The organism is Nonomuraea sp. NPDC051191 (genome assembly GCF_044455665.1).
Classification (GTDB): Bacteria; Actinomycetota; Actinomycetes; order Streptosporangiales; family Streptosporangiaceae; genus Nonomuraea.
This window is the reverse complement of record NZ_JBITEZ010000003.1, coordinates 41,224-59,216: the sequence shown is the minus strand read 5'-3', so window position 1 is coordinate 59,216 and position 17,993 is coordinate 41,224. Positions and strand designations below refer to the sequence as shown.

Here is a 17,993-nt window from a genome sequence, read left to right as displayed (position 1 = left end):
CGGCAGGCGACACATGGCCAGTCCAGACATCAGGGGTTACGGGTCGTCGTCGGCCCCGCCGCCGTGAAGTCCAGCAGCAGTTCGCCGATCGTCTCGGGCGCTTCCAGCATGGGTAGGTGACCGACGCCGGGTAGCAGCTCGACCGGCGCGCCCGGCACCGCGTCGTATCGGTGCGCCGACGACGGCTCCCAACGGGGGTCGGCAGCACCGAAGATCACCTGCACGGGGACCCTGAGGGCGGCGAGCCGTTCGGGCATGCTGCGTTCGGCGATGTAGGCGGTGTTCTGGTGTAGCACCGTCCGCATCACGCGGTAGGTGATGCTGCGTACGTCGGCGACCACGTCGTCCGGGAGGTCAACGGGGCGGACGGCCGTCGCGCTGATCCCTTTGCGGATCATCGCATCCGAACGCCTCGGCCAGATGAGCGGGCCCAGCGGCGGGGCCAGCAGCACCCGGAGGATGAACGGCTGCCGCAGGAGCGCGTCCGGACTCGGGCCGCTACTGATCAACGCAAGCGAACCCACGAGGTCGGGACGTTGCTCAGCGAGCGCGGTGGCGACGTAGCCGCCGCTGGAGTGCCCGGCCACGGCGACGTGACGAAGCCCGAGGTCGTCCAGCAGCGCCGCCACCTGACCCGCCTGCGCGGGCACGTCGTACGACGGCGCGGGCGGGGACTGGCCGCAACCCGGGAGATCGACCCGGATGACATGATGGTGACCGGCCAGCGCCGGGACCACCGGACCCCAGAAACCGCCCGAGGCCCCCGACCCGTGGATGAGCAACAACGGCGGCGCCTGCCGCGGGCCGTCATGGACCACGTGCATCCCATGCGAACGTGCAATGTCGTATTCACTCATGCGGCGACTCTGCACGCGCGGCCGTCCGCCAGTATTGGACGAATGTTCCCGCGCAACGGCCGTGCCGAGGTCCCAAGGCCGGAACACGGCCCGGCGGGCTCATTCCCGCGCGGCGGAAGCCATGGAGATGTTCCAGAAGCCGGCGTAACGGCCGCCCTGGGCGAGCAGTTCGTCGTGGCTGCCTTCCTCCACGATCCGGCCGCCGTCGAGGAAGACGATGCGGTCGGCGCGCCGGACGGCGCGGATGCCGGACGTGGCTGACCGGGGTCTGCCTGCGGCACTTCACCGGCCAGTGCGATGGGCAGGCCCTTGCCCGCGCCGGCAGGGGGTAGTCACGTCACGCCGCTCCCGGGTGTCGGCCAGGCCAGCTCGACCGTGGCCGTCGCCCCCTCATACGCCGCCCCGGCTGAGCGGGCGCGGTAGTCGTCTGGGGCGAAGACGGCGGGCATCTCGCCAACGGGTGTCTTCCATCGGGGGCGCATCGATTCTCCGGGATATGCCCTGCCGTGGACACACACCGTGACACGCTGGTTCCATGCGGTCGAGGACCTTCGTCAGGATGGCGTGCTTGGGCCTGGCGGGCACCACCGTGACACTGGTCGTACTCGGCCACCAAGATCTGCAGGAAGTCCTATCGGTATGGCTGTCCGGGCGCCAAACCTCGGGCAGCACGCTGTGGGGCCTGTCCATGGTGTGGTGGGGGCGAGGGGGAAAGCTGTCGCAGTTCCTCGCGGGCTGCGTGGTGGTCCTGGACTTGATCGGGCCGGATCGACTCCGTGCCATCGGAGTACGAGCGAGGGAAGAATGGCGATGTAACCGAGAGATGGCCCGTCGCATCCGCGAGCAGGCCCCGTTGCTCAAACTTGAGGCCGATGTAACAAGGCATGTAATGTGTTCTCAGGATCATGTGGCTTATGGGTATTCGCTGGGTAGGTGGTACTTGCGGGAGTTGCCCTCTGAGCAGCTGAAGTTAATCCATCTGGGCAATCAGCCGTGGATCACTAAAGAAATGATCCAAACCCTCCGGATTGAAATCGCCGACTCGGTGCCCACCGCACACTCCTGCGACATCGAACACGAGATCCTCTGCGCTGCGCAATTCGATTATGTTAAGGACCGCATAAGCGAGTTCATCTGCGCTGCACTGCCGGCTCGCCAGCGCCAACTCTTCATCAGGCGCAATCAGGCTCAGGTTGTCGAAACCCGGGGATCGATTCTACTCGTCTTTTGCGCGGTGCTTACGCTGCCATGCGGCATATTCTTGGGGGAGATTGCCTTTGAGTACGGCCTGATCCCCTCGCGAGGCGCTGGAGTCACCGTGTTCGCCAGCGCTCTCCTGATATATGGAAGTATTTTCATCCTGGTCAACAAAAGTGTTCAGATCGGGTTGTGGTCCCAATTTATCGCTACCGGGGTCGCCGAATTCACCGCCGATCTCCTCGACCGCGCCAACCCCGGAAATATTCTGCGCTGGCTCGCTTTCGGCATGTTCATTACTGGGTTCGCCGTTGACCTGCTGGCCAGCTAGTCCGCTGCGCTGATAGTACGTACGCCTACCGGGCATGACAGTCTCCTGGATCACATTCCTGCGAAGCGTGGCACCGCACACGCGCTCAGCGCGGCGAAGACTCTGATCCCCACCACACGACTCGGGGTGGCGGGACTGGCGCAGGGAGCTCGGCTGATCTCCGGCCTGCAGTCCGGGACCGGCCGCGCCCTCCTTCGCCTCACCACGAAGAGCGCGCGCCTTCACAACTCCATGACCGTCGAGGACTACCCGTTCCCGCCATCACGGGCCCCGCTCGCGTAACCACTGCTCGTCGGCGAACCCGGGGAGGTCGCCCGACTCCGCTCACAAGAGAAGGGGATCGCGGTCGACGGCATGGGTGGCGTCGATCCGGCTCGGGCGTAGGTGCCCCCATCGTGTCCTTGCCGCCCGGGCCCCCGAATCCGCTTCATCGATCAAGGAACGGGCGGTCCAGCGTCCCCGGACTGTTCAGACGCGGCCGCCGGGCGGGCGCGGGCCTGCCGGGCGAGATCGCCGAACAGTTGCGCCGGCGGCACGGCCTGGCCCTCCCTGCCGATCGGTGAGGGCGCCAGCGGCACCAGCAGATCCGTGGCCGGCGAGTGCAGCCACAGCGCCATCAGGTACAGCGAGGGGGTGTGGAGCAGCCGGAGCTCGAAGGCGGCCAGCCGCAGAACCGGCAGAGCCCGCGCGGCGTTGACGGCGGCGGCGGTGGCGGCCGCGAACCGGCCCTCGTTGAACTGCGGCGGTTGCGGGGTGCCGTCCGGGGCCTGTGCGGTCTCGGCGCTGGCGACCACCTCCCCGCCTGCTGTGATCAGGTAGCGCCAGCCCACTGGCTGGGCCGCTGCCAGGCCGGCGCCGGACGCGATGTCGTCGAGACCGATCGTGAAGACCTGGTGCGGCGTGGACACCTCAAGCTGGTCCCGCTGGGCCAGGCGCAACGCCGGGGTGGAGAAGCGCCCGTCGGCGGCCAGGGCGTGCAGCCTGGCCCGGACGGTCTCGGGCACGTTGGACGGGGGCGTGGGCAGGTTCAAGGGCATTCGCGGTCTCCTTACCGCTTGGTCCGGTACGTGGCGTCCCAGGCTCCCGAGCCTTGGTAGGAGTTGCGGAAGGTGTCATAGGGCACCTCAGAGGTGCCGTACCAGGGGTCGGCCACGCTGACGTAATCGATCCCGCCGGAGTTGTAGCATCCGCGGACGACCACGGCATGCCCGCCGCCGCCGCGCCATTGCACTCGTACCCCGATCGGGCTCGGGGTCTGCAGTTCGGCGCGGATCTGGTCCAGGCTCAGGGCGCCCAGCCGCGAGTCGCGGTAGTACCCGACCCGGGTCAGCGCCTTGTCCGTGTACCAGGGCTTGTTGCAACTGCCGGTGTCGGACGCGGCCGGACCGCAGCAGGTGTTGAGGCCGAACTCGGCGTTGACCATGGAACACTGGGTCCACGCGGTGGCCGGGTTGAAGTAGGCCGCGACGCTGACCGCGGTGGCCGACCAGCACCAGTAGGTCTGCTCCTGGTACTGCATCGCGAAGTCGAGCCGCTGTTCGTCCACCGTGTCCAGGACGAACATCTCGCTCGGCCCGTCACCGGTGTACTGGCAGTTGACCGTCCCGCTTCCCGCGGTCGAGTACGCGTTCACGAGGTAGCCGTCCATGCGCAGGTACACGCTCGGGAAGGCGACCGACTGCAGAGAGACCAGATCGTAGTTCCGGTCGACGACGCGGAACTTCTCGTACGGCCCGGGGCCGCCGTACTGGCAGTTGACCGTTCCGCCTCCGGAGCTGTTGTACGCGGTCACGGCAGAGCCGTCCATGCGCAGGTACACGTTCGGGAAGGCGACCGATTCCAGGGCGACCGAACCGTCGGCCTGGCGGCGGACCCGGAATCTCTCCGACGAACTCGTGGGTCCGTACTGGCAGTTGACCGTTCCACCGCCGGAATTGCTGAAGGCGGTGACCGCTCGGCCGTCCATGCGGAGATACACGCTGTGGAAGGCCCCGGACCGGATCGTGATGGGGGAGTTGCCGAGTGCCGCCAGGTCTGCTGCTTTCAATGCCATGATCACCTTCCTGTCGATAAAGGGGAATGCGCCGCTGGATCGGGTGGGACAGGTCTCCTCCGGCGAAGGGGAGCAGGGCACGACGGAGACCTCGGAACGCCGACATGGCGATCCCTCTGCCAAGGCGGCGACGGGCGCCTGGCCGGAGTCGGGGGAACCAATGCCACGACGGCTTGCCCGAGCGCCGATGCGCCCGGTGCCTGGCCGCTGTGGAGACGTCACCTGCCGCCCTCCGGACGGGCGGGGCGGCAGGTGACGGGATTCAGAGGTCCAGCCCGTAGTACTGGGCCAGGTAGGCGATGACGTCGTCGGCGTGGGGCAGCAGTTCGGGCAGGCGCGCGGCGAGCGCGGCACGGGTGGCGACGGCCAGGTCCGATGCGCGGGTCGCGGAGGTGCGGACGTAGGGGTCCAGGCGCTGGATCAGTTCGTAGTTGCTGTCGATGTTCTCCGCCCTGATCGCCTTCTCCAGCGGCGGCGCGCCGGGCGGCGGCACGGGCGGGAGCACCCGGCTGATGTAGGTGACCCGGTGCATGACCCGCCAGCAGGGCGGCTTGGCGACCGACTGGCGAGCCTGCCGCAGCGCGGCGGCGTTGGCCTCGCTGCTGTTGGTCAGCCACATCGGGTCGACGACCTTGTTGTAGAAGTCGTCGAAGTTGGCGCTGCTCTCACCGAGGTAGAAGGTGAGGAACCGGTACGCGTCCACCTTTCCGGGCACGAGCACGGGCTTGCCCTGGGCGTTGAAGACGGGCTTGCCGTTGTCGTAGCGTTGCAGGTCGCCCGAGGGCGCGCACTCGACGGTCAGGCCGAAGCTGCGGCTGGCGTCCTTGCTCTTGGAGCGCGTCACCGATGTGCTGCCGCCGAGGGTCGCGTCCAGGCCGAAGGTCGCCCCCCTCCCCTTGATCTCGAAGGCGTACTCCCAGGCCGCGCTCAACGAGGTCTTGAACGTGTAGGAGCCGGTGTGGGTCTCCGTGACCGCGTCCGTGCCCTGGGTGGTCTCGGCGAAGAAGCCGCCCTGGGCGGTCCAGACGTAGGTGTTGACCAGGTCGCGGTGGGAGTACCCCTCGGGCACGGGACTGGGACTGGCGTCGCGCGAGGGCGGGGCGGGCGGCTCGCTGATGCCCATGGCGCGCAGGATCTTGCGGGCCTGCCTGCCCGTGGGGTCGGAGTGGTGGGTCTCGGTGGAGACGCCCTCGTAGTAGGCGCGCAGCCGCTCCTGCTCGCGGGTGATCCTGCGCTTGAGCGCGTAGGCCTCCCGGGGTTTGAAGAAGCTGTACTGCCCGTAGTCGATGGCGGTCGGATAGTCGGGGTCGCAGACCTTGCCCCGGTCGTTGAAGCCGACCGCGCCGTCCAGTGTGCCCTGCTTGGTGTAGCGGGGGTTGACCGGGAACGAGATGATGTTCCAGTCCTTGGGGATGTCGGGGTTGGCCAGCATCCGGTAGGCGACCAGCGTGCCGGTGTGCGCCAGGCGCAGCGCGAAGACGTCGGCCGTCTCCGACTGCACCAGCGCGTACCCCATGTTGGCGGGCACGTAGCGGCGGCCGACGGCGGAGTTGAGCACCTTGGTGGCATCCTCCAGGTGGCCGGTGAGCCGCAGCTTGGCCGCGCGCGTGGTGTTGAGGCCCTGCGAGACCTTCGCCTCGCTGGACCAGGCGTTGGAGTACTCCATGCCGAACTTGAAGTCACCCTTGTGGAAGGCCTTGAAGACCGGGGTGGCGGTGCCGATCCCGCCCGGCGCCGCGATCGCCATGGATTCTTCCTGGTTGTTGACGGTGAAGGCCACGTTGAAGGAGAAGTCGACGCTGCTCGTGCGGTTGGACGACAGGCTGTAGGTGACCTGGTTGGCCTCGTTGAACTCGACGCTGGAGGCGCCGGCCCAGGAGTCGGCGCCGGTCAGGTTCTCCGACGGCACCGGAGGCGCGCTCTCGATGTAGCCGATGAGCTGCGGGTCGAACTGCACCTGGCCCACCCACTCCGACACCAGGCTGCCGACCTTGTACCCGGTGACGAGATACCAGCGCCCGTCCTTCAGGTAGCCGTAGCAGCGCTTGAGCACGCCGAACGAGACGCCCTTGGCGGTGCGCTGCGCGTCGGCGTACTCGGCCGCGGACGGCGTCGCGCTGATCGTGTCGTGGAAGGGTGTGCGGATGGCGGCCAGCGCCGAGCGCACCTGCGCGGTGTCGGTGGAGATGGGCGCGTTGGACAACATCAGGGTGGGACGCGAGGCGGGGAACTCCAGGAAGTTGCCGCGCAGGCCCTCGTCGCGGATCTGCTTGGAGGCGTCGGTGGTGGAGTCGCGGTCGAAGGGCCAGTACGCGATGAGGTCCTGTTTGTCGCCCTGGAGCCGGGTGAAGAGGCTGTCCAGGATCTGTTCGGGGGTGCGCACGGTACGCCAGACGCGCACCTCCTCCAGCCTGCCGCCGAACGGCTCGCTCACCGCGCCGCCGGTCAGCCGGGCGCCGAGGGTGAGCTGCTGATCGCCGTAGTCGGCGACGCCCGTGGCCGGGTCGCAGGTGAGCATCTCGCCGTTGCGGTACACGCGGAGCCGGCTGGCGTTCGGGTCGGGGTCGACGGTCCAGGTGGCGCCGCGCAGGCGGGCCGGGTAGGAGTTGCCGTCGTCGAAGGTGACGTTGCCGGTGTTCTCCTCGAATCCCCAGCGGGCCACCAGCCCCTTGTCGTGACCGGTGACGGGCTGGCCGATCTGGGCGTCCTTGCGGGCCACCCGCCACAGCCTGACCTCGCCGAGCGAGCCGGAGAGTGCGGAGACCCGGCCCGCGTCACGGGCCAGCCCGATGGTCAGGGGCTGGGAGTTGCCCTGCGCGCCGGGCCCGGTGTACCGCTCGGAACCGGCGGCCTGGCCGTCGATGAAGAAGCGGATGTCGGTCCAGGACTGGGCCTCGGCCGGCTGGGCCACGGAGGAGACCGCGACCTGACGCCCCTGGCGGACCACGGCGATCCGGTGGAAGGTGTTCGCGCCGATCCCCCGGGTGGAGGAGTACCGCACGACCTTGCCGTCGGGCTCCACGAAGGAGAACTCCAGCTTGCCGTCGGCCCGCACACACAGCTGGTACGGCACGCCGATGCCCATCTCCGTCTCGCCCTTGGAGATCACGCCCATGCGCTGCCCGAGCCGGTCGACCTTGAGGAACGCCTCGACGGTCAGGTCCTCGGGCAGGTCGAGCGCCTCGTCCTTGTCCACCTCCAGGCGTCCGCCGCCGGTGAACCGGATGCCCCACGACTGCTCGAAGCCGGCTGCGAGGTGCGCCCACTCACCGCACGGGAAGACGTCGCGGCTGCGCAGCACCCGGTTGCCGACCCCGGCGATCACCTGGTGTCCCTTGATCGGCGACTGCACGGCCGCCGGGCCGGGGAAGGTCCAGTAGCCGAGCAGGCCGGGCTCGCGGCCGGACAGCCGCTGGTTGCGCTCGATGGTGATCTCGGCCTCGGTCCTGACCCGGCCGAAGACGCGCACCTCGTCGATCTCGCCGGTCAGGTACTCGGTGCTGAACTGCCGGACGCCCAGGCGCAGCGGCCCCTTGCCGGAGTAGGTGGCCTTGGAGACGCGGCGGGCGACCTCGACGCCGTCGCGGTAGATGATCTGGGTGCGGGTGGCGTGCTCGTAGACGGCGGCCCAGTGGTGCCAGTTGAGGTCGGGGGCGCCGGCGGGGCTGTGCAGGTCGTCGCCGTACAGGCAGAAGCCGAAGACGTTGTCGGAGGTGATCTGCAGGTGCAGCGTCCGGTTCTGCGCCCCGCTCATCTCACCGTGGACCAGCAGCGGTTCGACGACCGCCCGCGCGGTGGAGCGCCGGACCCACATCTCGATCGTGAAGTCCCGCCCGGCCAGGTCGATGGTCTCGGGCGCGTCGAAGACCTCGTCGGCGGTGCCCTTGAAGACCCGCGCGGTGTTGCGGGGCGCCTCCGAGAGCGCCAGCGTGTACTGCGAGCCGCCGGCGTTGGCGGTCAGGACCCTCGCGCTCGCGGCCACGGGCGAGGCGTGGACCCACGCCTCCATGGTCAGGTCGCCGCTGGTCGTGACCCGGTCGAGCTGGCTCGCGGGCAGGCGGAGGTGCTGCTGACGGCCGTCGAAGGCGTACGCGCGGCCGGGCATCTCGCCCCGCCAGCGGGTGCCGTGCCCGGTCACCAGCTTCTTGGCCTTGCCGTTCGGCATGCTGGTGACGCTGCCGGGGTTGAGGGTGAGCAGGCGCGAGCCCGCCGACAGCGTCGCCCCGGGGCGGGAGCAGGTGGCCTGGTCGTAGTCGTAGGGGATCAGGAAGATCTCCGTGGTCGCCTTGACCGTCCCACCGCCGGGGGCCAGCGTGAGCGTCTTCTCTCCCACCGAGTGCGGGGAGGCGGCGCGGAACCCGGTCCCGGTGCCGATCATGATGTGGGCCCGCTCTCCCACGTCGACCGCCAGCGGTTCGGCCAGCGTGATCTGGTCGCCGGTGACCGCGGAGACCGTACCGATCTTGACGGGCTCGCCGGCGGCTCCGGCCAGGACGGCCGTCATGCGCGTGGTGTCGCGCGGCAGCGACTTCCAGACCTCGCTCTCCTTGCCGGCGGAGATGATCAGGTCGCAGCGGCTCGGCGCGTCGCTGTCGGTCACGGTGATCGTGAACGAGCCGAGATCGACGGCCGCGTCCCTGGCCGTGAACCGGACGGTGTTGACGCCGCTGACCAGATCCTGCACCGACAGCGTGACCTGGGTGTCCAGGTAGGTGGCGAAGAACTGGTCGTTGGCGCCCCGGTAGTACAGCACCACGTTGCCGTTGGCGCCGTCGAGCAGGCTGGGGGCGTCGGCGCAGCGGGCGAAACCCAGCAGGGCGCCGGAGGCGCTCAGGCCGGAGCGGTCCAGGTCGAGCAGCGGCAGGCTCACGGTCAGGTCGGGGTCGCCCTTGGCGGCGCCGGTCATCGCGGCGAGCTGGGCGCTGACCTTGACCAGCTCAGCCTTCTTGGCCGCCAGCCGCCGGTTCAGCTCGTCGATCCTGGTCTGCGCCCTGAGCGCCGCGTCCAGCGCGGCCTGGGCCTGCTGGAGCTCGTACTTGTAGTTCTTCAGCCGCTCTTCCCAGCCGCCGACCATACCGGCGCGGATCATCTTGATCTGACCGAACTCCATGAACGTGGCGGCGTGCATCTGCCGGATCACGGGGGTGGTGCCGGCGGAACTGACCGCGAGGTTGCTGTGGCGGGCGAAGATCCTGACCCAGTCGCCGTCCTGCACCAGGTAGAACTGGCAGTTCCACTGGTTGTGCCGCTGGTACTGGATGATGGGCCGGCCGTCCTCGTTGGTACCGCCGAACACGTTCATGTCCTTGCCGGAGTGAACGTTCTTGACGTAGTAGACCGGCCGGCCGTTGTGGTTCTCGCCCACCTCCTCGAACACCCAGAGACCGGAGCGTGCGCTGCCGTCGAGCACCTTGCTCAGGTTGGCGTCGTTGTCGGTCCTGTCGTTCGCGACCGCGATGTAGTACTCCTGCCAGCTCTCCATGTTGCGGTTGAACCGCAGCCGGTACTGCCAGGAGGTCAGTCTGTCCTTCAGCTGGTTGATCATCTGCTCGGCCCAGCTGACATTGGCGGCCTTGCTGTCACGGTTGGTCGTGTACTCCTGCACCTTCGAGGCTTCGGCCCTGAGCGCGTCGATGTCCCTGGGCAGGCTGAGGATCTCGGCCTCCAGCGACGTGACCCGCTCCTCCAGCACGCTGATCGCGTCGAGGTTCTGGCTGGTCGCGGGCCGCTGCAGCACCGGCAGGTCGAGGACGTCGTTCACCTGGGCGAGCCGCCCGTCGCGGCCGACGCCGAAGTCGAGGCTCGCCACCTGCGCGTCCTTGTCGCCGGTGGCCTTCGTGGCGAAGGCCAGCAGGACGCGGGCATGCATCTTGACCGGCTTGGCGGCGGTGCCGTACCCGGAGGTGGTGGACTGCTGCTGGTGGTAGAGGACGGCGGCCAGCCCGGAGGTGACCTTCCTGTCCTTGACGGTGAAGCTCTCGCGGCGCACGCCCGGGTGGTCGCCCACGGGCGCCCGCGACGCCGTCCACTTGGGGAAGGTCGCTATGCCGTGCAGGGCGTTGTCGCTCTGGTCGTGAACGGTGGTGCCGGTGCCCTCGTCGAGGCGGTAGTAGGCGACCAGGCCCGGCTCGTTGCCGATGAGGCGGTGGCCGGAGTCGCGCTTCAGCTCGGCGAGCGGCCGCGCGCGGTCCCAGATGCGGACCTCGTCGATCTCGCCGTTGAAGACCTTGGTCACCGGCGTGCTCGTGTTCGCGGCGCCGAGCATGACCTCCGCGGCCTTCCCCGCCCGGTACGGCAGGCGGATCGTGGCGCTCGCCCGCCCGTTGAGGTACACGGTCGCCTCGATGCCCTCGAAGACGGCGGCCACGTGGCTGTACTCGTTCAGCGGGACGACGTCGGTGGTGGCCACGAAGAAGGGCGCGGTGTCGTGGGAGAGGAACAGCGTGCCGTCCGAGCGCGTCCCGAACTGGCAGGCGGCGCCCTTGGCCAGGATCACCCCGTCATGGGCGGCCGGCTTGATCCACGCCTCGATCGTGTACGGCCCGGCGCCGAACTTCAGCGCGTCAGCGCTGCCCAGCTCGACGCGGGTGGCCTGGCCGTCGAAGACCAGCGCGGTCTCTGCGTGGCCGGACGCCCCCGCGACCGGCACCAGCTCCCGGTTGGTGAACGGGCACGTTCCAGGGCTGCGCTCGAAGACCGCGTCGCGGTACTTCGGGTCCGGGCTGGTGTAGAAGCGGGTCCCCTGGGTGTTGAACCAGCCGTCGGCCCCGCGCTCGACGTTGAAGGAGTCGAGCCGTCCCGTGGCCTCGTTGTGCGCGAACACCTGCCAGCGCCACATCTCGTTCGTCGCGGTCGGCACCTGCACCGCGGTGAACCGGCCCTCCTTCAGGTTCCTGATGAAGGACAGCTCCCTGGTCGGCTCGTAGAACGGCCGTCCCTCCATGTCCTCGGTGCCCAGGGTGTCCTTGGCCGACTCCGGCTTCGTGGCGTGGCGGCTGCGCCGGTAACGCACTTCGAGCACCGGCTTGAGCTTGCCGTCGACCAGCAGGAACCGGTCGACCAGCAGCGTGTCGCGCACCAGCGGCACCTGCTTGCCGTCACTGAGCACGAAGTCCTTCCTGGCCGCGTCGGCAGAGCAGCCGCCGCCGGTCAGCTTGAAGACCGCGTCGCCGTGACCGCCGTCGATCGACTGGCGTAAGACGATCACGTACGTGCCGTCGGTGAGGACCTGGAACGGTACAGCGGCCGACAGCCGCGCGGTCGTGGAGAGGAAGGAGTCGATCTCCTCTTGTTCGAGCTGCTCGTCCTTCCCCGCCTCGATCCGGCCGCCGCGCTTGACCGTGGGCATCGCCGTGGCGCCCGCGATGGCGTAGCCGACCTCGGTGATCTCGCGCGGGAACGGCAGTTCGGCCGGGTTGTCGGCCCAGTAGGCCGCGTCGAGCTCTCCCTTGGCCGGATCCTGTTTGGCCAGATTCAGGACGTTGTAGACGATCCGCCGATTCGCGTCCATCGCGAACGCCACTGTGGTGCCCTGATGGCGAACCATCGCCACGTACCTGTAAGCGCGGTCACCGTAGATCTTGACCATCGCATCCCCAGCCGCCATGCCCACCCCTTCTCGCCTACCGAAGCACCCATGACGATGATCGAAACCAAGCGATTGGTCAACGTGCGACGGTGGCCGCTTCCGGCCATCGCGGCAGTCGCATACGCCCCGCCCGGACACTTCTGGACGCGGGCGTCCTGAAGCGCGGCGAGCTTCTCTCCGTGACGAGCAGGTCGCCGCCATGTCCCCGGGCGCCCGTCGGACGCTGCCGGGCTGCCGTGGTCGGCGACATCCGGGCGATTCTTCCGCGAGGCCAAGAGGGCTTCGGGGCAGCCGGGGCCCTCGGATGACGTGGATCTGCGTGAGTTCGGTGACCTCCCCGCAGGTGTCGCAGGTGGTCTGCTCGGTGATCGCCCCGCCGCAACGGGTGTACCGATACAGGATGGGCGGACCGTCGGGGCCGCCCATCGATCACCCCACTCCGTCAGCGCGATGATCACGGGTGCCAGGTCGAGCCCCTTCCGGGTCACCGAATAGCCGCTCCGATCGGACGGCTCGTTGCTCGACCGCCGTTCGAGGACGCCCGCCTCGACCAGGCTGTCCAGGCGTTTGGCCAGGATGTTGGTCACGATGCCAGGCGCTGGAAGTCGGCGAACCGGGTGGCCCCGGCGAACAGCGCGTCACGCACGATCAGCAGGCTCTCTAGCCTCGTTTGCATCACGCAAGTGCGCTCTCGCGTGCCGGGCGGCCGCCATGGCCGCGACCGCGGAGCCTGCCTGTCCATCCGGAAGAACGATCATGTGGAGGTCACCGATGAGCGGATCGCTGCTCAAGGACAAGAACGCCGTCATCTATGGAGGCGGCGGCGCGATCGGCGGAGCCGTCGCACGGGTCTTCGCCCGGGAAGGCGCGAGGATCTTCATCGCCGGTCGGACGCAGGCGAAGCCCGACGCCGTGGCCCGTGACACAGCCGCCACGGGCGCAACGGCCGAGACCGCTCTGGTCGACGTGCTCAGCCAGCAGGCGGTCGACAAGCACGCCGACACGGTCGCGGCGACGGCCGGCGGCATCGACATCGCCGTGAACGCCGTGAGTGTCCAGCACGACCAGGGGACCACGCTGGCGGATTTGTCCCTGGAGGAGTTCATGCGGCCGATCGACGGCTTCTTGCGGACGTTGTTCATCACCAGCAAGGCTGTGGCCCGGCACATGGGAGGCGAGCGCGGCGGTGTGATCCTCACGCTGTCGGAGCCGGGCGCCAAGCTGGCCGTGGGCGGCATCTTGGGGCACGCCGTGAGCGCGGCCGGCAAGGAGGCGTTCTCCCGGGTTCTGGCCGCGGAGCTGGCACCGAGCAACGTCCGGGTCATCGGCATCCGTCCGCACGCCGTCGTCGACGCGCCGGCCGCCGGCTCCTACACCAAGGAGCTCTTCGAGCAGGCCGCGGCAGCGGCCGGGCAGTCGGTCCAGGAGATGCTGGAAGGCGGGGCGATGGCGCAGGGGACGCTGCTCAAGAGGCTGCCGACGCTCTCCGAGATCGCGGAGACGGCCGCGTTCCTGGCGTCGGATCGAGCGGGGGCCATGACTGGCACGATCGCCAACCTGACCAGCGGCGCGATCGTCGACTGACTTCAGGCCCGCCGGGCGGTGGGCGCGCGGGGGAGCGGTGGTCGAGGGGGCTACCGCCGCCTTTCTGCAGCGGGACCTCTGTCCGGAAGCGGTCACGGCCGGAGGGTGATTTCGGGTGCGTAATCGTCTCTTATGGAGACGAGGTGGCGCACCGCCACCTCCCGCTCCCGTTCGAGAGGACCTTTATGGACATCCCGGTCCGAGCCACCCTGATCAACAAGAAGTCCGGGCTCGCCCTCGACATCGCACAATGCGACATGGCCGACGGTGGCTGGGCGATCCAGTGGACCCCGCACGGCCGGACCAACCAGATCTTCCGCCTGGAACCCGCCGAGGGCGGCTACAAGTTCATCGCCGAACACTCCGGCAAGGCCCTGGACGTCACCCTGGCGAACCAGAACTCCGACTTCGCGATGCAGTGGAGCATCAACGGCAGTCCCAGCCAGATCTGGTACCTCAAGGAGCAGGAGCCGGGCGTCTACCGGCTCATCGCCAAGCACTCAGGCAAGGTGCTGGCGGTCGCGAACGCCTCCACCGACCCGGGCGCGCGCGTGGTGCAGTTCGACCAGGGTCGTGACGAGAACGAGCTCTGGCTGCTCAAGGCCGTTCCCTAGAGCCTGACGGCGGTCCGGTGAGGTACCTGGGCCGCGACGGCGGCAGTTCCCGCCGGGTGACGAGGTTCGGCAGCGCGGCCTCGGGAACGGGGCCGATATGCCAGGCTGGGTGGATGACGACCTTCGCCCAGCTTCGCAAGGCCGCCCTTTCCTGTCCCGAGACGGCCGAGCACGTCATCGCCCCAGGAATCGTCGCGTTCACGGTGCATGGGAAACGGTTCGCGTCGATGGGCAAGGACAACCTGGTGGAACTCCGTCTCCCCGCGCCGGATGCGGAAGAGGCGCTTGCCGCGCATCCGGCAGCGCAGCGGCTGGATCGCGACGCGACGCCGGCCGGCGTTCGTGTCCCGATCGGAGACATCAACGGTCAGCAGCTCAACCACTGGGTGCGTCGCGCCTGGCTCGCGCAGGCACCGAGGCAACTGGCGGCGCGAGTGGCCGCGGGGGACGACGCGACGCCCGGCGAGGTCGGCGACCTGCCCAAGGCCATCGGAGGGCCCGCCACCCGGGCCCTCGCCGGCGCAGGCATCACCATGCTCACCCAGGTCGCCGCACTGACCGACGCCGAGCTGCTGGCGCTGCACGGAGTCGGCCCGAAGGCTGTTCGCGTCCTCCGCGAGGCGCTCACCTGAGGTCGCCGCTCCGTTCGATCGCCGGAGTCCGGCGCGCCTTGGATCTTCTTTTCGCAGATCCACCATGGGCCCGTCGGTGGGCCTGTACGTGATGGACGAGGCGCAGGCCCTTGTGCCGGCGACGCCGAAGACCGAAGCGCTGGCCAGCACGCCGACCCTGGCCTCACAGGCGCGTAAGTACGGCCTCGGCCTGGTCTTCGCCACCCAGACACCGCGCGGCCTGCACAACCACATCGCGGGAAACGCCACAACGCAGTTCAGCGGGAGAAGCAACAGCCCCACGCAGATCGTTGAAATGGTGTTCGTGCTCGGTCAGGACCTTGCGCAGGTGCCGCTCGCCATGGATGAGCAGGTGATCGAGGCAGTCTCGGCGTAGTGTTCCCACGAATCGTTCGGCGAACGCGTTCGCTCGTGGGGACGGGCCGTTCCCTTCAGCGGGGGGACGACGGTCCGAACGGCCGGTCGCCACGCAGCGTGATGCGGTGCATGACCCGGCGGGCGGTGCCGTAGTCGCGGTTGGCGTAGTGGGCGGTGCTGCGGTTGTCCCACATGGCCACGTCGCCGAGGCGCCAGCGGTGGCGGATGATGTGCTCCGGCTTCGTCAGGTGGGCGTAGAGCAGGTCGAGGATGTGACGGCTCTCAGTCTCGGAGACGCCGACGACGTGCGAGGTGAAGCCGGGGTTGACGAAGAGGCCCTTGCGCCCGGTCTCGGGGTGGACGCGGACGACGGGGTGCTCCACCGGGTCCAGCCGGGTGACGACCTCGCCCTCCCAGACGCTGCCCTTGCCGCCGCGCCGCTGGGCCAGGTAGTAGCCGAACTCGCGGTTGCCGTCGTGCACCGCGGTGAGCTGGTCGGCCAGTTCCCGTACGGGTGCGGCCAGTGAGTCGTAGGCGAGCTGGCTGTCGGCCCAGCTCGTGTCCCCGCCGGTGGGCGGCAGCACCACGGCGCGCAGGATCGAGCCGAGCGGCGGGCGCGGCATGAAGGTTACGTCGGTGTGCCAGACGTCGGCGAAGCCGTTGTCGGCGCTGTCGAGCTCGTAGATCTCCGGGTGCGTCTCGTCCACGCCGCCGACGACGGGGTGGGAGGCGGTCAACTCGCCGAGGCGGCGGCCCAGGGCGACCTGGCCGTCCTCGTCGAGGCTCTGGCCGGAGAAGAACAGTGCCTTCCACTCGACGAGGGCGGCTCGTACCGCGGCCAGCTCCTCGTCGTCGGCGGTCGCCAGGTCGAGCCCTTCTATCCGGGCGCCGAAGTGCGGTCCGAGCGGGCGCAGGGTGAGCGTGGCGGCCAGGGGTGTGGACATGTGCGCTCCTGTTCTGTGGTGGTCATCCGGCGGCCTCGCGGACGGCGTGGCTGACGGTGGCACGCAGGGCCGTGTACTCGGGGAGGGCGCGGAGTTCGTCAGGCTCCAGGCCGGTGCGGGGCAGGGGGATGTCGAGGTCGAGGGCGATCTGGCCGGGCCTGCTGGTGAGCACGACGACGCGGCTGCCGAGGAAGACGGCCTCTTCGACGCTGTGGGTGACGAACACGGAGGTGCGGCCCGTCTGCTCGCTGACCCGGCGCAGGTCCTCCTGCAGCCGCTCGCGGGTGAGCGCGTCCAGGGCCGCGAACGGCTCGTCGAGCAGCAGCAGCGGATCGTCGCCCGCCAGCGCCCTGGCGATGGCCACGCGCTGCTGCTGACCGCCGGACAGCTGCCAGGTCCGGCGGCGGGCCACGTCGTGCAGGCCGACCCGTTCCAGGAGCTCTGGCACCCGGCGGGCGCGCTCCTCGCGGGGGACGCCCGCGTAGCGCAGGGCCAGCTCCACGTTGCCGCCCACGCTCTTCCAGGGGAACAGCCGGGGCTGCTGGAACACGATCCCGGCGCCGGTGCCGGGCACCGGCGCGGCTCCGGCGGTACGGACGACGCCGCCGCTGGGCCGCTCGAAGCCGGCGATCAGGCGCAGCAGCGTGCTCTTGCCGCAGCCGGACGCTCCGACGATCACGAGGAACGAGCCGCGGGGGACGTCGAGCGAGATCGGGCCGAGCGCGGTCACGATGTCCGTGCCCGTCCCGTACACGTGCACGACATCCTTCACGTGGACGGCGGTCTGCGTGCCGGCCTCAAGGGGTGAGGACATCGGGCAGCCCCTTGTTGTAGACGGCGTTCCGCACGGTCGCCACGTCGGGTACGGCTTCGATCTTCTGCTGGTCCTTGAGGAACTGCGCGGCGCTGACGAGGTTCTCGGCCAGGGCGCCGGGCCGCTCGGGGGTGCCGAGCCACTCGGGGGAGGCCAGGTCGGCGGGCTTGAGGAAGACGCCCTGGGTGAGCTGGTCCTCGGCGTCCTCCTTGGTGAGGTTGAGCTCGGCGGCGACGGCGGCGGCGGCCTCGGCGCGGTTGTCGGCGATGAGCTGCAGGGCCCTCGCCTCGGCCTTGCGCCAGGCGTCCACCGCGTCTGGATGCGCCTTGAGGAACGCGGTGGACACCACCCCGAGGTCAAGCGTGGGCTTGCCGGCCGTGGCCAGTTCCCGGCTGGCGATCAGGACCTTGCCGTTCTTCTTCAGCTCCTTCAGGGTGGGCAGCCAGGTGTAGGCGGCGTCGATGTCGCCGCGCGTCCAGGAGGCAAGGATGTCCTGCGGTTCGAGGTCGACGATGGTCAGCTCCGACTCGCGCACGCCCGCCTGGCCGAGCGCGGCCAGCAGGCTGTAATGGGAGGTCGAGGCGAACGACGTGGCGACCTTCTTGCCGCGCAGGCCCTCGATCGCCGACACGCCGCTGTCGTTCCTGACGACCAGGGCCTCGTTGTCACCTGCCACGTCGAGCACGAACGCCACCTGGTACGGGATGTTCAGCGGGGCCGACAGCCCGCGGGCCACCGGGCTGGAGCCGATGGCGGCGATGTCCACGCTGCCGGCCACGAAGGCGGTGTTGATGCTGGCGCCCGAGTCGAACTTCGTCCACTGGATCTGGTAGCCGGGCAGCGCCTCCTCCAGCCACCTCTTGTTCTTGACGATGAGGTCGCCGCTGGGGAAGGCCTGGTAGGCGAGGCGGATGCGGTTGGCCGCCGCGCCGCCACCGCCTCCCCGGGTCGCGGTGCCATCACCGCAGGCGGCCAGGACCGCGATCAACACGAAAGACAGCAGGAATCTCAGACGCATGGCG

General features: G+C 69.3%; 14 protein-coding genes. 5 read left to right on the top strand and 9 right to left on the bottom strand.

What is annotated here, in order from left to right; genetic code table 11:
* Positions 1–29: 29 nt before the first annotated feature.
* Positions 30–857 carry an alpha/beta fold hydrolase gene (locus tag ACIA8R_RS08640; protein ID WP_397037420.1) on the bottom strand — a complete coding sequence of 276 codons (828 nt, stop codon included), beginning with the start codon at positions 855–857 and terminating at the stop codon, positions 30–32.
* Positions 858–899: 42 nt separating this feature from the next.
* Here ACIA8R_RS08640 and ACIA8R_RS08635 point away from each other — a divergent pair, with 42 nt between their 5' ends.
* Both ACIA8R_RS08635 and ACIA8R_RS08630 read left to right on the top strand, forming a co-directional pair.
* Entirely contained in the window at positions 900–1,118 is a 219-nt protein-coding gene (locus tag ACIA8R_RS08635) for a hypothetical protein (RefSeq protein ID WP_364101018.1), read from the top strand.
* Between the two features lie 307 nt (positions 1,119–1,425).
* The gene (locus ACIA8R_RS08630; RefSeq protein WP_397037418.1) at positions 1,426–2,385 is read left to right on the top strand and encodes a hypothetical protein; all 960 of its coding nucleotides are present in this window, start codon (positions 1,426–1,428) and stop codon (positions 2,383–2,385) included.
* Positions 2,386–2,819: 434 nt separating this feature from the next.
* Here the strand turns inward: ACIA8R_RS08630 and ACIA8R_RS08625 are convergent, their stop codons facing one another.
* The 4 genes from ACIA8R_RS08625 to ACIA8R_RS08610 form a co-directional block, all read right to left on the bottom strand.
* Entirely contained in the window at positions 2,820–3,422 is a 603-nt protein-coding gene (locus ACIA8R_RS08625; RefSeq protein ID WP_397037416.1) for a hypothetical protein, read from the bottom strand.
* An 11-nt stretch (positions 3,423–3,433) separates the two neighbouring features.
* Entirely contained in the window at positions 3,434–4,438 is a 1,005-nt protein-coding gene (locus ACIA8R_RS08620; RefSeq protein ID WP_397037414.1) for a fascin domain-containing protein, read from the bottom strand.
* A 262-nt stretch (positions 4,439–4,700) separates the two neighbouring features.
* Positions 4,701–11,948 carry a LamG-like jellyroll fold domain-containing protein gene (locus tag ACIA8R_RS08615; protein ID WP_397037412.1) on the bottom strand — a complete coding sequence of 2,416 codons (7,248 nt, stop codon included), beginning with the start codon at positions 11,946–11,948 and terminating at the stop codon, positions 4,701–4,703.
* Positions 11,912–12,613, bottom strand: coding sequence for a winged helix-turn-helix transcriptional regulator (locus ACIA8R_RS08610; RefSeq protein WP_397037410.1), 702 nt, complete (start codon positions 12,611–12,613; stop codon positions 11,912–11,914). The genes ACIA8R_RS08615 and ACIA8R_RS08610 overlap by 37 nt, the downstream gene beginning before the upstream one ends.
* A gap of 184 nt (positions 12,614–12,797) precedes the next feature.
* Between ACIA8R_RS08610 and ACIA8R_RS08605 the strand changes: the two genes are divergently transcribed.
* The 3 genes from ACIA8R_RS08605 (at position 12,798) to ACIA8R_RS08595 (ending at position 14,856) form a co-directional block, all read left to right on the top strand.
* Positions 12,798–13,610: an SDR family NAD(P)-dependent oxidoreductase gene (locus tag ACIA8R_RS08605; protein WP_397037408.1), complete on the top strand. Its 813-nt coding sequence runs from the start codon at positions 12,798–12,800 to the stop codon at positions 13,608–13,610.
* Positions 13,611–13,795: 185 nt separating this feature from the next.
* Positions 13,796–14,224 carry an RICIN domain-containing protein gene (locus ACIA8R_RS08600; RefSeq protein ID WP_364101027.1) on the top strand — a complete coding sequence of 143 codons (429 nt, stop codon included), beginning with the start codon at positions 13,796–13,798 and terminating at the stop codon, positions 14,222–14,224.
* 113 nt (positions 14,225–14,337) lie between these two features.
* Entirely contained in the window at positions 14,338–14,856 is a 519-nt protein-coding gene (locus ACIA8R_RS08595) for a hypothetical protein (RefSeq protein ID WP_397037406.1), read from the top strand.
* A 163-nt stretch (positions 14,857–15,019) separates the two neighbouring features.
* Here the strand turns inward: ACIA8R_RS08595 and ACIA8R_RS08590 are convergent, their stop codons facing one another.
* The 4 genes from ACIA8R_RS08590 to ACIA8R_RS08575 are packed head-to-tail and all read right to left on the bottom strand — an operon-like array spanning position 15,020 to position 17,989.
* Entirely contained in the window at positions 15,020–15,241 is a 222-nt protein-coding gene (locus ACIA8R_RS08590) for a hypothetical protein (protein ID WP_397037404.1), read from the bottom strand.
* 46 nt (positions 15,242–15,287) lie between these two features.
* Complete coding sequence (locus ACIA8R_RS08585) at positions 15,288–16,157, bottom strand: TauD/TfdA dioxygenase family protein (protein WP_397037402.1); 870 nt, start codon at positions 16,155–16,157, stop codon at positions 15,288–15,290.
* A gap of 22 nt (positions 16,158–16,179) precedes the next feature.
* Positions 16,180–16,971 (bottom strand): ABC transporter ATP-binding protein, encoded by a 792-nt coding sequence (locus tag ACIA8R_RS08580; protein ID WP_357700112.1) that lies wholly within the window; start codon positions 16,969–16,971, stop codon positions 16,180–16,182.
* Positions 16,955–17,989: an ABC transporter substrate-binding protein gene (locus ACIA8R_RS08575; RefSeq protein WP_397037400.1), complete on the bottom strand. Its 1,035-nt coding sequence runs from the start codon at positions 17,987–17,989 to the stop codon at positions 16,955–16,957. The genes ACIA8R_RS08580 and ACIA8R_RS08575 overlap by 17 nt, the downstream gene beginning before the upstream one ends.
* Positions 17,990–17,993: the final 4 nt, after the last annotated feature.